This window comes from Victivallis lenta (genome assembly GCF_009695545.1).
GTDB classification, from domain to species: Bacteria; Verrucomicrobiota; Lentisphaeria; order Victivallales; family Victivallaceae; genus Victivallis; species Victivallis lenta.
The window spans coordinates 1-14,257 of the sequence record NZ_VUNS01000007.1 but is presented as its reverse complement, the minus strand read 5'-3'; the positions used below and the strand labels follow the sequence as shown (position 1 = coordinate 14,257).

Genomic DNA, 14,257 nt, shown 5'->3' with positions numbered 1-14,257 from the left:
TCAATCGATCCTTTTGCGCACCATGACGATGACGATTCCGAACAAAATCACGCTGACCGCGCCGAGGAACAGCAGATTCGGCAGCAGCACCGGCCAGACGTCCCCGACCAGGAAAAGGCTGTGGAGGCACGAAACGAAGTATTTCGCCGGAATGAAGTTCGTCGCAATGCGGATCGGCAGCGGCATCGAGCTGATTTCGAAAACGAAGCCGGAGAGCATCATCCCCGGCATGAACGCAGTCAGAAATGCGATCTGGCACGCGACGAACTGGTTCCTTGCCGCAGCGGAGATCAGCATGCCGAGCCCGAGCGCCGTGAACAGGAACACCGCCCCGGCGCCGGCCAGAACAAGAAACGAGCCGCGCAGCGGCACGTGAAACAGCAGCACCATCGCCGATACCGACAGGAACAGCGAGAGCATCCCGAGCAGGAAATACGGCAGCAGCTTGCCGAGGATCAGTTCCCCGCGAGTGATTGAAGTAGAAAGCAGCGCTTCCATCGTGCCGCGTTCCCACTCGCGCGCGACGACGAGCGCAGTCAGCAGCGTGCCGATCAGCGTCATGATCAGCGCCAGCGCCCCGGGCAGCAGGAAATTGCGGCTCTCGAGCTCCGGATTGTACCAGACCCGGTCGACGACCGTCACCGGCGCCGGCGCGGCGCGGCCGCCGTCGAGCGCCCGCTGGCGCAGCCAGACCTGCCAGGCGCCGCGTGCATAATTCTGCACGAAGTTCGCGGTGTTCGGTTCGCTGCCGTCGGTGATGATCTGCACCGGCGCCGCCGGGCCCGCCGCATTGCCGAGCCGGGAAGCGAAGTCGCCCGGGATGACGACGATGCCGCGGATATCCCCCGCCGTCAGCGCCGGAACGAGTTCGCGGCGGTCGCGGGCCGACCGGACCTTGAAATAGCGGCTGCTCGTGAACGCTTCGACGAAACTCGCCGCTTCGGGGGAGTCGTCTTCGACGGCGATTCCGACGGCCAGTTCGTTCACGTCGAGCGATACGGCGAAGGCGAAGATGAATATCAGCAGCAGCGGCAGCACCGCCGCGATCAGGATCGAACTCGGGTCGCGGATGATCTGCAATGCCTCCTTGCGCATCAGGGCGTTGAGCCGGCGGATGTTCATGCGCCGCCTCCCCCGCGCTCCCGGTCCGACCTCCGCACCAGCGAGATGAAGGCATCCTCCATGGTCGGATCGGGCGTCCCGCCGTCCGCGACGCTCTGCCTGAGCTCATCCGGCGTGCCGACCGCGATGGCGCGCCCGCGGTAGATGAGCGCGATGCGGTCGCAATATTCCGCCTCGTCCATAAAGTGGGTCGTCACCATGACGGTCACCCCTTTTTCGACGATGCCGTTGATGTGGTTCCAGAATTCGCGCCGCGTGACCGGCGAAACGCCGGAGGTCGGTTCGTCGAGGAACAGCACATCCGGACCGTGCATGGTCGCGCAGGCCAGCGCCAGCCGCTGCTTGTGTCCGAGCGAAATGTCGCCGGAGTTGTCGTCGAGGATATTCTGAAAATGGAAGATTTCAACCATCTCTTCGATCTTCGCCTTCTGCGCCCGTCCCGAAAGTCCGTAGATGCCGGAGAAAAACGCGAGGTTCTGCCGCACGGAAAGCCCGTCATAAAGCGAAAATTTCTGCGCCATGTAACCGATGCGGCGGCGTACGCTGCCGCCGGACCGGCCGAGCTCGCAGCCGGCCACCAGCGCCCGTCCCGAAGTCGGCCGGGCAAGGCCGCACATCATCTTGAAGGTCGTCGATTTCCCGGCGCCGTTCGGGCCGAGCAGACCGAAGATTTCTCCGCGTCTGATCCGGAAGGAAATCGAGTCGGCAGCCGTAAAACTGCCGTATTTCTTGGTCAGGCGGTCGGCTTCGACCACGACGGCGCCGTCGTCCGGCAGCGGAGAAAGTCCCGCCGCCAGCGCGGATTCCCCGCCGGGACCGCCGCCGAGTATGTCGATGAACACATCCTCGAACCGGGGGGCGGCCGGGGCGAGCGTTCCTCCGAGTTTCCGCGCCAGTGCCTGCGGCTCGCCGTCCGGCAGCTCCGGCGCGGTGACGAACCGGACGCTGCCGCCCTGGATGACGCCGTCACGGACGAACGGTTCGCGCAGAACCCGGCGCAGCGCCCCGCGCCGCCCCCCGGACGGCTCCGACAGCAGAAAGACGCGCCCCTTCAGCCGCCCGGTCAATTCGCCGGGCGGCCCCTCGAAGAGCTTCTTCGACTCGTCGAGCAGAATGACTTTATCGCAGTGTTCGGCCTCGTCGAGATAAGCGGTCGACCAGAGGACGGTCATGCCGCCCTCCATCAGTTCGCCGACCATGCTCCAGAGCTCGCGGCGCGAAATCGGGTCGACACCGACACTCGGCTCGTCCAGCAGCAGCAGCTTCGGCCGGCCGAGCAATGCGCAGGCGAGTCCGAGCTTCTGCTTCATGCCGCCCGAAAGCCGGCCGGCCAGCCGCTCCGAAAAACGGGCGAGGTCCGTAAAACGCAGCATTTCGTCGAACAGTCCGCGCTCCTTCTCTTTCGGCACGCCGTTCAGCGCGGCGTAAAGCCGCAGGTTCTCGAGCACCGACAAATCCTCGTAGAGCCCGAACTTCTGCGGCATATAGCCGATGAAGCCCTGCCGGGCGACCGCCTCCGCCAGCGAAACGCCGTCGAGGCGGATTTCGCCGGAATCGGAACCGAGCAGACCGGTCAGAATCCGGATCAGCGTGGTTTTTCCGGCACCGTCGGGACCGGCCAGACCGTTCAGCCGGCCGCGCAGCAGAGTCAGGCTGACACGGTCGAGCGCGGTTGCCGCGCCGAACCGTTTTGTGAGGTCGCGAACCTCGAGCAGCGATTTATCTTCTTCCGGCATTCCATACTTCCTGTCGACAGGGAACCCAAAGCACCGGGGAGAGCCGCGAAACCGCGGCGGCAGACGACGAAAAATCGTTCACCGGACCACAGTCAGGACCGCAGGAAACGGTATTTGACGATCTCCCAGCGCAGCTCCTTCTTCTCCTCCACATACGCATCAAAATCCTCCCGGCTCCGGAGCGTCCCCAGCTCGCGGATCTCGGGCGTCGTCGAACGGAACAGCACCGCCATCGGCTTCCCGACGCCGAACGCGCGCAGTTTTTTCGCGGCCCGGAACACCCAGTGCCGCGCCCGCGCGTTGCGGAACAGCAGATAAGCCGGATAGGCCAGCGCAACGATCCAGAACGGCCAGACCGGCAGCGCCGGCAGCCAGAACGACTGCAGCAGCACCGAACCGAGCAGAATGAAAACCGGAATGACGAAAAGCAGCGCATCATAATCGCGGATAAAGCAGTTGCCGAGATAGCGCCGGAACGGGCTCGGACTCGTCCGGTAGGCGAAAAACTCCTCCAGCGGCACATCCCGCAACGGCTGCCGCATCGAATGGCAGAGCTCGTGCGCAAGCAGCTCGCGGCGGTTGTAGAGAAACCAGCGCTGCCGGTTGCGAAACGCCCCCCGGATCAGGAAAAACGAAAACGGAAGCTCCGTATCGCTGATCATGCAGCCGCCCCAGAGCAGCCCGACGTCACGCGAGATGAAAAATCCCGGCACATGCGCGGTGCGGAAATCGTAAAGTCCGCCGGTGACCTCCCCCGCCTCGGCGATGATATCGGCCGGAATGCGTTCGGATTCACGCAGGCGGAATTCGTCGAAAACGACGACTTCGCCCTTTTCGGCCAGCTCCTCCCCGAACTCCTCGTGAGCAGCGCGGATCGCGGCGATTCTCGATTCGAAGTCGACGGGCTCCTCGCCGACGCCCGGCAGGAAACCGGACGCGTCGAGCGCCGCATAGCGTTCCAGCTCCGCGCGCTCCATCGGTTACTTCTCCCGCGGCGCGTTCTCTTCGGCGCGGGGAGACTCCTCCGGACGGCGGGCTTCCTCGCGCGGCGGCCGGTTGTCGCGGACTCCGCGACCCTTCTGGACGCCGTTCCCGCTGCCGCGCGGACGGCTGTCCCGATTTTCGCGTCCATTGCCGCTGCCGCCGTCCCGCCGTTCGCGCCCCTGCTGCCGCTCGCTGACGATGCGCGGCCGCTGCTCGGGAACATGGATCGTCACCTCGGAACGGTGAAAATGCACGATGTTGCCGGACTCCAGCTGAATCGAAACCTTCTGAGTCAGCAGATTGCGGTCGCAGACCCGCCCGCGCCCCTGCGGCGTCTCGCACCAGTTGCCGCGCTTCGGCATCTCGCGCTCGAGCTCCTGATACCCCTCGTGCTCGTACTTCAGACAACACTTCAGCCGGCCGCAGGCACCCGAAATCGTCGCAGGAGTCAGCGAAAGATCCTGCTCCTTGGCCATTTTCACGTTGATCGAATTGAACTCCTTCAGGAAACGGCAGCAGCAGAGCCGCTGGCCGCAGACCGCGATGCCGCCGTAGATGCCGGTCTCGTCGCGCACGCCGATCTGGCGCAGCTCGATCCGGGTGCAGAGCGCGCGCGACAGCTCCTTGACCAGTTCGCGGAAGTCGACCCGCCCGTCTGCGCTGAACTGGATGACCACCAGCTTGCCGTCAAGCGAGTAGTGGGCATTCAGCAGTTTCATGGCCAGCCCGAGGTTGCCGACCAGCTCGCGCGCCGTGCGCATCGCGCCGCGCGAACGCATGTAATTGTCATTTGCGGCGGCCAGTTCACGGTTATCCGCAATATGCTGCACGGTCGGCAGTTCAGCCCAGTTCGTGCTTTCGGGCGGTTCGGCGACTTCACGGACGACCTCGCCCGCATCGGTGTAGAAGTCGCGCCGGAAGACGCAGGTGTCGTGCGGCTTCACCTCGAGCTCGGCCGGGGCCTTCGCTTCGAGCGTGCTGCCGTTATCCAGTTTTATGACGAGGAGCCGGTCCATCGCAGATCTCCGATAAATGGTTGCAGTTAATTGATCAAGCACTGTCTTTCAATATAGCAGGGAACACGGACTATTGCAAACGGCACTCGCCAATCAGAAGCGTCATAAATCCGCTGCCGGGGGCCGGGAGCCGGTACGGCTCGGCCGAGAGCGGCGCCATTTCAAGGAACTCCGCCAGCGCCCGGTCGCCGACCTGCCGGAAACCGGGCAGCGCCGACAGGACCAGCGTGAAACGGTCGATCCCCTTTTCGCGCAGCAGGCCGGTCAGTTCCCGAAGCTCCGTATCGTTCTTCACATAAAGCCACTGTTTGGCGAAGAAGAGCCGCGGCGTCATTTCCGGCAGGAAGAAGAGGTCCGAAACCACCACGCGGGGCTCAAGTGCGCCGATCGTCGCCTCCGCCCGCGCCGCATCCTCCGCCACGCCGAACAGCGCCCGGATTCCCACCGCCTGCAAAACGAGGGTGGCGCCGATCAGAACGGCGGTCAGCAACCGCTGCCTCCGCAGCCATCCGAGCCGGGCAAAACCGGCGAAGCTCAGGACAAACAGCAGCGGATAGACCGGCAGATAGTGCCGCGCCCCCCAGATCAGCCCGATGTCGCTGCGGGTCAGCACCACCGGCAGCGCCAGACAGTAAAGCAATGCGGCCAGCGTGACCATCCGCAGCGGCCGCGGTCCGCAGGTCAGCAGATTCCGCCACATGAGGAAAAACCCGGCAAGCAGCGGGGAAGAGGTCACGAAGCCGACGGTAACTCCCGACGCCAGAACCGGGAACGGATTGCACCAGAATCTCCAGAACAGAAACGCCCAGCCGGCCGCCGCGATCCAGGCGGCCCAGAGCTTGATGCGCGCCGACCTGACCGCACCGGCCGCCAGCAGCAGGAACATCGGCACAAGCGGAATCCAGCCGGTCTCCACGCCGGGCCAGCCGGATTCGAATCGGAACAAATACAGATAAAATCCCTCGAACACCCCGCCGATCCGCTCCGCCAGCGTCGGAACACCCTCCGCGTTGTGCGTGTAATAAAGCGCGCCGTGCAGCCCGAGGATATGGCCGTAATTGACCAGGTTGTAAATCCAGAGCGGAATTGCTGCCAGAAGAAAGCCAGCCCCGAACGGAACGCACCGGCGCCACTCCTTCGGGTAAAAAAACAGCGCCGCGATTCCGGCCGCCAGCGCGATGAGATAGAACTCCTCGCGCAGCCAGAGCCCGAGTCCGAGCAGGAGTCCGGCCGCGAGCAGCCGCCTCCTCCGCGCAGCCAGCAGCGCGGCAAGAGGGAACGCCGTCGCAGCAGTCATCTCCCAGAAAGTGCCGGAATAGAAGAGAAGCGGCGAACCGCAGAGCAGCAGCCCGGCCAGTCCCGCCTCGAGTTTCCAGCCCGGCCCATATTTCGGCAGCAGCGCGAGAAACAGCGCAAGGACCGCCAGCGTTCCGCCGACCGGCAGCAGCCAGAGTCCGACGGCGCCGAACAGCCGGTAGCCGGGCAGCGCCAGCGCCGAAAAAAATTCCGGATAGACCGACACGATCCGGCCGCAATGCCGTTGAAAGTGAAAATTCCCGTCCGGAAAGAAACGGCGGCCGGGATCGATCTCCGCCGCCGGATATGCAATCGCCGCGCTCCCGTTCCGCAGCAGGTTCTCGAGGATGATGAATTTGTTTCCGTTGTCGGTCACCCAGACCGCACCGGCCGGCAGCAGGGCCGCCTGCAGCAAAAGCAGCAACCCGGCGACTGCCGGAACCGCCGCCCGGGACTTCCAATGCTCCCGCATCCGTTCAGACACCCGGAATCACCTTTCCGTCGGCTTCGAGTTTTTCGACCGCCGCCGTGCAACTGAGGCGGAAACACCATTTCAGCGCTTCAAAAAGCGGCAGCATCGGGTCATAGCTCCGCAACGCCTCGTTGCCGGCGTTCGCATCGTGCCAGTCCAGATAAGCCTGAGCGCAATCCGCCGCGAGATTGATTTTCTTGAAATATCCGGTCAGGCGGTCGTCGGCATAGATCGGAACCTTGCCGTCAAGCATGCCGAGCAGGTCGAAATTGTTCGGCTGGGAGTTGACGAGATTCGTGACCGCCTCGGCCGCTTTCGCATATACGAACGTGAACAGCGATGAAATTTCATCCGCCGTCAACTCCGCCTCCCCCTTTTTGCGGCGCTCGTCGAGGCGGGCAAGCATCTTGACGAACAACTCCTTTTCCGCTTCGGCCAGCACCGGCGAAGCAACCATGGCCCCCTTCAGGTAGCCGCCCTTCTGCACGGCTTCGACCATCGCGAGCGCCACCGCCTGCGATACGACCGAACGGCTGAATTCCTTTGCCATATTCCGGTTTTCTCCTCTCCGTTATTTCTCCGTCACTTTCCCGTTATTCTGCAATTCCATGCCGGACAAGGTATTCCATTCGTCATTCGAACTCCAGATCGCCAAAACAGTCGGGTTCGTGAAAATTGACCCGCCTGACCGGCCGCCAGGATGCCCAGTGCGGATGGCTCGTATCGTCGCCGCACTTGTAGACGTTCCCGCTCCAGACCGTCCGCGACACGGGCGCCGGAGCGCCGTGCGTGCCGGCGAAAATCGAAAACGGCAGGAAGAAGCCGAGCTCATAACAGGTCTCCTGCGCCAGCTCCTGCTCAATCCGCCCGGGCAGGGAGTGGTATATCCGGATTCCGGCCGCCTCCCGTTCCGTAAGCGGCCGCACATCGTCCGTCCCGGGGCGGCGGCGGCAATCCGCGACATGCTGGGCCAGCAGAACGCCCGCCGCACTGAATTCGAAATTCACGTAGCCGCGCCCGTGGGCGGGACGGACGAAAAATTCGACGCAGCTGTCACGGCAGACCGGGTCCTGAAACTTCCGCGCCACACAGCGCACAAAGCGGTCCCGCACCGAAAAGAGGCCGTACAGCCCCTCGCGGTCATATTGAAGCCGGAAGCGTGTCTCCGGCCGGTGGCCGCTGCCCTCGGGGCGGAACACATCGACGTTCAAAGTCCGGCAGCCGCTCCACTCGCCGGAATCAAAGCCGGCGTCAAGCGCGGGCGTCCGCCCGGCCCGGTGAATCAGATAGCCCATTCCGAATTCAATCCTCCTTGAGCTGATAGATCTTCTTCATGTTGAAGCTGCGGCTGAGCCGCGACTCGGGCTCCTCGTCCGGCCCGGCGGCGGGCCGGATGGTTTTGATGAACATCGTCCGGTCGATGCCGCCGTGCGGCTTCATGGTGTACAACGCACTCGCACCCGGAACGTTGCGGATATGCTGCATGTTCCGGTTGAACTCCTGCACGCTCGTCACGTTGCCGAGCCCGATCGCCAGCATCTTCAGCGCATCGTACCCCTGCGCCTCGCAGGTGGACGGGAACACGAAATAGGTCCGCCGGAACAAATCGCGGAAAGCGAGCTGCTCGGGGAGATCATACTCCTCCGAATAGAGCCCGACAAACGCACAGTCGCCGGGGTCGGCGCCGCAATTGCTGAAGAATTCCCGTTCGTCCCAGCTTTCCGGCCCGAGCAGCAGCCCGCGGTAGCCGAGTTCGCGGATATACTTGACCAGCACCCCGGCGTTGTCCGGCTCCGCCGGAACCAGAATCGCCTGCGGGTTGTAGGCGACCAGATCGCGCAGCTTCTTCGCAAACTCCTCGCGGTCCCCCTGGAATTCGACCATCTGCACGACCTCGCCGCCGAGCTCCGTAAACGCATTCGCCGCCGCGCGCGCCACATTCCGGGAGTAGCTCGCCTGCTCGTCGTCACTGATCAGGATCGCGAGGCGCAGCAGCTTCCGCCAATACCAGGCATAAGCGGCGATCGCCTCCCCCTGCTGGCTGTCGGTGAAACAGGTCCGGTAAATCATATTCGTTCCTTCCGTCACCTCATCGCCGGTGGCGAGCGGGACGACGGTCGGAATCAGCTTTCCCTCGACCACCGGCCTGATCGCCAGCGCTTCGTTCGTGCTGTACGGCCCGACCAGCCCGATGATGCCCGCGTCGAAAAGCGCCTCGGCCTGCCGGCGTGCCTCGGACGGGTTGCTCTTCGTGTCGCGCACGAGAAGCTCAACCCGGCGGCTTGAAATACCGCGCCCGTTATTGAGCTCGCTCGCGGCCAGCTCGACCCCCCGCAGCGTCCGCTTGCCGAATTCGGCATTCGCGCCGGTCAGCGGCAGAAGCACACCGATCTTCACGGTATTGCCGGACTCCTCCGGCACGATCGGATGCGGCAGCGGCGTAACCTCCGCGCATCCGGCAAAAATCACCGCAACCGTCGCGGCGAACAGCAAACCGATCCATTTTTTCATATTGAAACTCCGATGACTTTCTTTCGTACAGGCGTTTCCGTTATCCGGAGCGCCTCTCATTCCTTCTCCTCATCCACGCCGCGGATGCCGAGCGCGATCAATTCGGGGTCGCCCGGCATGATGCCGCGTTCCGTACTGCGGATAAACTGCACAAAATGCCGGACCTCCGGCAGCAGATCCGGCGTCTTTTCGATTTCAGCCAGCGCGTTTGTCGCGTTCAGCCCCTTGAAGAAATAGGTTTTGATCGCGCGCCGGATCGCCATGCGCGCAAAGCTGTCATATCCGGCGCGCCGCAGCCCGATCACGTTCGGACCGCAGACGCATTCATTTTCCGCCAGCATGCAGAACGGCGGGATGTCCTGCCGGATGATCGTGCGCGCGCCGACCATTGCCAGTTTTCCGATCCGGCAGAACTGATGAATCAGAATATAGCCGGAAAGCACCGCCATATCCTCGATGATGACATGCCCGGAGACCGCCGTCTGGTTCGCAACGGTCACCCGGTCCCCGATCTGCGCATCGTGTCCGACATGGACGAAGGACATCAGCAGCGTCCCGCTGCCGATCCGCGTGTAGCGCTCGGGGAACGGCGAACGGTGAATCGTGACATATTCCCGGATCGTCGTGTCGGCGCCGACCGTGGTCCACGCCACGGTTCCCGGCTGGAAACGGTGGTCCTGCGGCTCCTCGCCGATCAGAGCTCCAAGATAGACCCGGCAGCGCGGCCCGAGCGTCGTATACCGCGCGATCTTCACGTGGGAATCGATCCGGCAGTCATCGCCGATCACGCAATCGTCCTCGACGACCGAATACGGCCCGATATGCACGCCGACGCCGATCTGCGCCTTCGGGCTGACTACTGCGGTCGGATGGATGTCCGTCATAGCCCGCCTCCCGTGTTCCTAGCTTACGATGGTTCCGGCTTCGGTATCTCCGGACAAAATCCGTTCGAGGCTGTCCGGGTCCGAAAAATTGAAGACGATGATCGGCAAATCGTTGTCGCGGCACATCGAAAACGCAGTCGAATCCATGACTTTCAGCTGGCGCGCCAGCGCCTCGTCGAAGCTCAGCTCCGCATACCGCGTCGCCGCCGGGTCCTTGAACGGATCGGCGGTGTAGACGCCGTCGACCTTCGTCGCCTTCAGCACAGCGTCGCAATCGGTTTCGAGCGCCCGCAGCGCGCTGGTCGTGTCGGTGGTGAAGAACGGGCTGCCGGTGCCGCCGGCGAAGATCACGATCTTGCCGGCCTCGAGCGCCCGGATCGCCTCGTCGCGGTTGAACCGCGGCGCGATCGGCTCCATCCCGATCGAACACTGCACGACCGCCTGGATGCCGGCCGCCCGAAAGAAGTCCCGCAGGCAGAGCGCGTTCATCACCGTCGCAAGCATCCCCATATAATCGGCGTTGACCCGGTCCATGCCGCCGCTCCTGCCCATAACGCCGCGCCAGATGTTCCCGGCCCCGACCACGAGCGCGACCTCCACGCCCTGGTCGACGACCGACTTGACCCGCTCGACCACGGAACGGACCGCGTCGGCGTCGTACCCATGCTCCTGCGCGCCCTTCAGCGCTTCTCCGCTGAGCTTCAGCAATACCCGGTTGAATCGGAATTTTTCATTCATGGCAGACCCCTTATGCTTCTCAATCGCGAGGAAGAATTGTTCTATTTATCGGAATATACCCCGTAAACCCCGATTTCGCCAAGAAAAAGCGGCTTGAAATGGTGTTTTTATCAAAAAAACGTGTATATTACTCCAGAATACATACTGAAAAATCCAGGAACCACAGGAATCACGAATGGAAAGCGACAAAAAGCTCAAAGTCGGCGTACTCGGTGTCGGGGCACTCGGCAGGCACCACGCCCGTCTCTATGCCCAAAGCCCGAATGCGGAGATGGTCGGCATCTTCGACGTCCAGCCCGAGACGGCCGCGAAGGTCGGGGCGGAGTTCAATCTGCCGGTTTTTTCCGACTGGCGGCAGCTTGCGGAGAAATGCGATGCCCTCAGCGTGGCGGTTCCGGCCAATTTTCACGCCGTGACGGCGATTCCGCTTCTTGAGATGGGCAAGCACGTCCTCGTGGAAAAACCGATTGAAGCCGATCTTGCCCTCGCCGAAAAGATGGTGGAAACGGCGCGGAAGAACAATGTCGTCCTCGCCGTGGGCCATGTCGAACGCTTCAACCCGGCAATGGATTTTCTGGAAAAATATGCGGCCAACACGCGCTTCATCGAGGCGCACCGCCTTGCGCAATACCCGCCGCCGCGCCCGGGCCTGCCGCGCCGAGGCACCGAAGTCAGCGTCGTCGTCGACCTCATGATCCACGACATCGACCTCGTGCTGACCATGGTCGACTCGGAGGTCGAGCATTTCGATGTGGTCGGCATTCCGGTTCTCAGCAAGACCGAAGATATCGTCAATGCCCGAATCAAATTCAAAAACGGCAGTTGCGCGAGCCTGACCGCAAGCCGGGTCAGCCAGGAGCCGATGCGCCGGTTCCGCGTGTTCCAGGAGGACTGCTATATCTCAATGGACTACGGCAAACATTTCGGCATGGTCCTGAAGCGCAACCGTATCGGACTCGCCCGCAAGGATGTGAACCTCGATGAAAAGAACGCGCTTGCGGCCGAACTCGAAGACTTTATCCTCGCCGTGAACAAAAGCCGGGTCACCGGGCAGCTCTGCGACGCGAAGGTGCCGGGAGAAGCGGGCCTGCGCGCGCTGCGTCTCGCCATCGCGATCGAAAACGAGGCGCGCCGCTACAATGACCAGTACGGATTCAAATTCGCCCCGTGCACGCCGGACGAGCTGAATTGACGGTATTGTCATGGCACTCTCGATTCCGTCCCGGTCGAAAATCAACCTTTACCTGAAAGTTCTGAAGCGGCGGCCGGACCGCTATCATGAGCTGGAGACGCTGTTTCTGCCGCTCGACACTCCGGCCGACCGGGTTACGCTCGATTTTGTCGACACGCCCGGAATCAGGGTCTGCTCCTCCCTCGCCGGGCTGCCGGAAAATCTCGAAAATCTGGCCGGGCGGGCCGCACTGGCCTATGCCGACATGGCCGGAATCGCCCCGGCCTGGTCGATCCGGATCGAAAAAGAGATTCCGGTCGCGGCCGGCATGGGCGGCGGCAGCTCGAACGCCGCCGCCGTGCTTCGGCTGCTGAACCGGCATTACGGAAAACTGTCGAGCGAGGAGCTCGCCGACCTTGCGCTCACGCTCGGGGCGGATGTGCCGTTTTTCCTGCACGGGCGCGCCGCCATAGCGACCGGCATCGGGGAGGTGTTTCACTATCCGGCCGGGAAGCTGTACGCCCCGCCGCTTCTCGTCGTGAATCCGCAATTCCCGGTCAGCGCCAAATGGGCTTACATGAATCTTGATCCGGAACAAATCGGAGAAGACTCCTCCGGAAAGCTCAAGCGCCTCATCAATGCACTTCGCCGCAATGATCCGAAGGGGGTCGCCGACAATCTCCACAACGACCTCGCCGCCGCGCTCTACCGGAAATTCCCGCTGCTGGCGATCCTGCGTGATTTCCTGCTCGAAAACGGTGCGCTGAATGCCGAAATCACCGGCAGCGGCCCGTCGATTTTCGCCGTCTGCGCGTCCCCTGCCGAGCGTGACGAGCTCTGCCGCTCGCTGGCCGGAGCCTTCCGGGCGGTCACTATTTTCGTCAACTGACCAACTGTTCAAAGAGGAGGAACGGTATGAAACGAAACGAACTGGTCGAGGAACTCGACCGTACCCTGAATGTGGCCGCCTTCCCGGGCGATGCTTCAAACAACGGACTCCAGATCGAAGGCTCGCCGGAAGTGAAACGCATTCTTTTCGGCGTGGACGGCTGCCTGGCGCTGTTCGAACACGCCGCCGCCGGGCATTTCGATTTTGTCTTCGTTCATCACGGTATTTCCTGGGGCGGGGAACCGCGCCGTTTCACCGGCATTCACGCCGAACGGTTCCGGGTCATGTTCGGAAACAATATCAGCCTGTACGGGGTACACCTGCCGCTCGATGCCCATCCGGAGCTCGGCAACAATGCGCGGCTGGCAGAGCTGGCCGAACTGACCCGGCTTGAACCATTCTGCAATTACCACGGTTACGACATCGGCTTTCTCGGCCACACGAAAAAGCTCGTCAAAGCCGCCGAACTTGAAAAAGAGCTCGGCACGAAGCTGAAAGCCAAACCGCGCCTGATCGCCGACGACGAACGCATTCTGAAACGGATCGCCGTGGTTTCCGGGGGCGGCGGCATGGATGCGCTGGAACAGGCTGCCGCCGCCGGTGCCGACCTGCTGATCACGGGAGAACTTGAACACGTCATGTACCATCCTGCCTACGAGCTTCGAATGCCAGTGCTTGCGCTCGGCCATTACGCAACGGAAACACTCGGTCCCCGAGCCGTCATGGAGTACATCGGCAGAAAGTTCGATGTCGCCTGTGAATTCGCCGACTTTCCGACCTCCCTCTGAGATAGGCTGATTCCGTCTCTGCGCGTCAAGGCACCGTGCCGGTGCCGGTCCGGGGGCGATGCGCCCCGGCCGCCGGAGGCAATCTGTACGCGAAGCGAAACAGCTACACCAGCAAAATCGCAGATTTTGCCGCGCAGCGTACACGGTCTGCAGCGCGAATGCGCAGAAAGACGGCGCCCCGGAAGGGGGGCGCGCCTTTCCTTTCCGAAACCATGGTGCGCCAGTGGGACGAGCGTCCTGTTCCGCGCCAAAAAAAGACCCGCCTTAACGTGTGCGAAACGTCAAGGCGGGTAAAAAAATTCCCGGCACCGTGCTACTCTCCCATAGTCAAATTTACAGTACCATCGCCGCTGGAGCCCTTAACTGCCGTGTTCGGGAAGGGAACGTGTGTTTCTGCTCCGCTATAAGCACCGGAAAAAAATCCAATCATAGAAAATGTCTCTACGGAGATACTGCATGTGAGGTAACAACTCTCCATTGAGAGAGACCTTTTTCCGCCGGCTCCTTACCATATGGTATGGAACCCTCGGAAAAAAGGTGGTTAAGCCTCACGGCCGATTAGTAACGGTAAACTGAACGCATTACTGCGCTTACATCTCCGTCCTATCAAGGTCGTAGTCTTCGACCGGCCTTCAGTCCCTTGCGGGAAG

13 protein-coding genes and 2 rRNA genes are annotated in these 14,257 nt (G+C 62.5%); 3 read left to right on the top strand and 12 right to left on the bottom strand.

The genetic code is table 11. From position 1 onward, the window contains the following. The 10 genes from FYJ85_RS08195 to pyrH form a co-directional block, all read right to left on the bottom strand. Entirely contained in the window at nt 1-1,122 is a 1,122-nt protein-coding gene (locus tag FYJ85_RS08195; RefSeq protein ID WP_106053670.1) for an ABC transporter permease, read from the bottom strand. Further along, nucleotides 1,119-2,858 (bottom strand): ATP-binding cassette domain-containing protein, encoded by a 1,740-nt coding sequence (locus tag FYJ85_RS08190; protein WP_154417805.1) that lies wholly within the window; start codon nt 2,856-2,858, stop codon nt 1,119-1,121. Before FYJ85_RS08190 ends, FYJ85_RS08195 begins: the two co-directional genes overlap by 4 nt. Before the next feature lie 92 nt (nt 2,859-2,950). Next, the gene (locus tag FYJ85_RS08185) at nt 2,951-3,835 is read right to left on the bottom strand and encodes a hypothetical protein (protein WP_106053672.1); all 885 of its coding nucleotides are present in this window, start codon (nt 3,833-3,835) and stop codon (nt 2,951-2,953) included. Between the two features lie 3 nt (nt 3,836-3,838). Further along, nucleotides 3,839-4,858 carry a PSP1 domain-containing protein gene (locus tag FYJ85_RS08180; protein ID WP_106053673.1) on the bottom strand — a complete coding sequence of 340 codons (1,020 nt, stop codon included), beginning with the start codon at nt 4,856-4,858 and terminating at the stop codon, nt 3,839-3,841. A gap of 70 nt (nt 4,859-4,928) precedes the next feature. After that, nucleotides 4,929-6,638: a hypothetical protein gene (locus FYJ85_RS08175; protein WP_154417803.1), complete on the bottom strand. Its 1,710-nt coding sequence runs from the start codon at nt 6,636-6,638 to the stop codon at nt 4,929-4,931. Then, nucleotides 6,631-7,176 (bottom strand): hypothetical protein, encoded by a 546-nt coding sequence (locus FYJ85_RS08170; RefSeq protein WP_106053675.1) that lies wholly within the window; start codon nt 7,174-7,176, stop codon nt 6,631-6,633. The genes FYJ85_RS08175 and FYJ85_RS08170 overlap by 8 nt, the downstream gene beginning before the upstream one ends. Before the next feature lie 82 nt (nt 7,177-7,258). After that, nucleotides 7,259-7,921 (bottom strand): carbohydrate-binding family 9-like protein, encoded by a 663-nt coding sequence (locus tag FYJ85_RS08165; protein WP_106053676.1) that lies wholly within the window; start codon nt 7,919-7,921, stop codon nt 7,259-7,261. 7 nt (nt 7,922-7,928) lie between these two features. Further along, entirely contained in the window at nt 7,929-9,137 is a 1,209-nt protein-coding gene (locus tag FYJ85_RS08160) for an ABC transporter substrate-binding protein (RefSeq protein WP_158704040.1), read from the bottom strand. Between the two features lie 56 nt (nt 9,138-9,193). Further along, a complete protein-coding gene (lpxA, locus tag FYJ85_RS08155) occupies nt 9,194-10,021 on the bottom strand; it encodes an acyl-ACP--UDP-N-acetylglucosamine O-acyltransferase (RefSeq protein WP_106053678.1) in 828 nt (275 codons plus the stop codon). Nucleotides 10,022-10,039: 18 nt separating this feature from the next. Beyond that, nucleotides 10,040-10,759 carry a UMP kinase gene (pyrH, locus tag FYJ85_RS08150; RefSeq protein ID WP_106053679.1) on the bottom strand — a complete coding sequence of 240 codons (720 nt, stop codon included), beginning with the start codon at nt 10,757-10,759 and terminating at the stop codon, nt 10,040-10,042. Nucleotides 10,760-10,934: 175 nt separating this feature from the next. On the opposite strand from pyrH, the gene FYJ85_RS08145 reads away from it, so the two are divergent. The 3 genes from FYJ85_RS08145 to FYJ85_RS08135 are packed head-to-tail and all read left to right on the top strand — an operon-like array spanning nt 10,935 to nt 13,607. Beyond that, nucleotides 10,935-11,951 (top strand): Gfo/Idh/MocA family protein, encoded by a 1,017-nt coding sequence (locus tag FYJ85_RS08145; protein ID WP_106053680.1) that lies wholly within the window; start codon nt 10,935-10,937, stop codon nt 11,949-11,951. 10 nt (nt 11,952-11,961) lie between these two features. Then, on the top strand, nt 11,962-12,819 hold the full coding sequence (ispE, locus tag FYJ85_RS08140; RefSeq protein ID WP_106053681.1) for a 4-(cytidine 5'-diphospho)-2-C-methyl-D-erythritol kinase: 858 nt from the start codon (nt 11,962-11,964) through the stop codon (nt 12,817-12,819). A 26-nt stretch (nt 12,820-12,845) separates the two neighbouring features. After that, nucleotides 12,846-13,607 carry a Nif3-like dinuclear metal center hexameric protein gene (locus FYJ85_RS08135; RefSeq protein ID WP_154417801.1) on the top strand — a complete coding sequence of 254 codons (762 nt, stop codon included), beginning with the start codon at nt 12,846-12,848 and terminating at the stop codon, nt 13,605-13,607. 300 nt (nt 13,608-13,907) lie between these two features. On the opposite strand, the gene rrf is transcribed toward FYJ85_RS08135, so the two are convergent. Beyond that, a 5S ribosomal RNA gene (gene rrf, locus FYJ85_RS08130) occupies nt 13,908-14,022 on the bottom strand. 122 nt (nt 14,023-14,144) lie between these two features. Continuing rightward, nucleotides 14,145-14,257: ribosomal RNA gene (locus tag FYJ85_RS23035) — 23S ribosomal RNA — on the bottom strand; the annotation flags it as partial.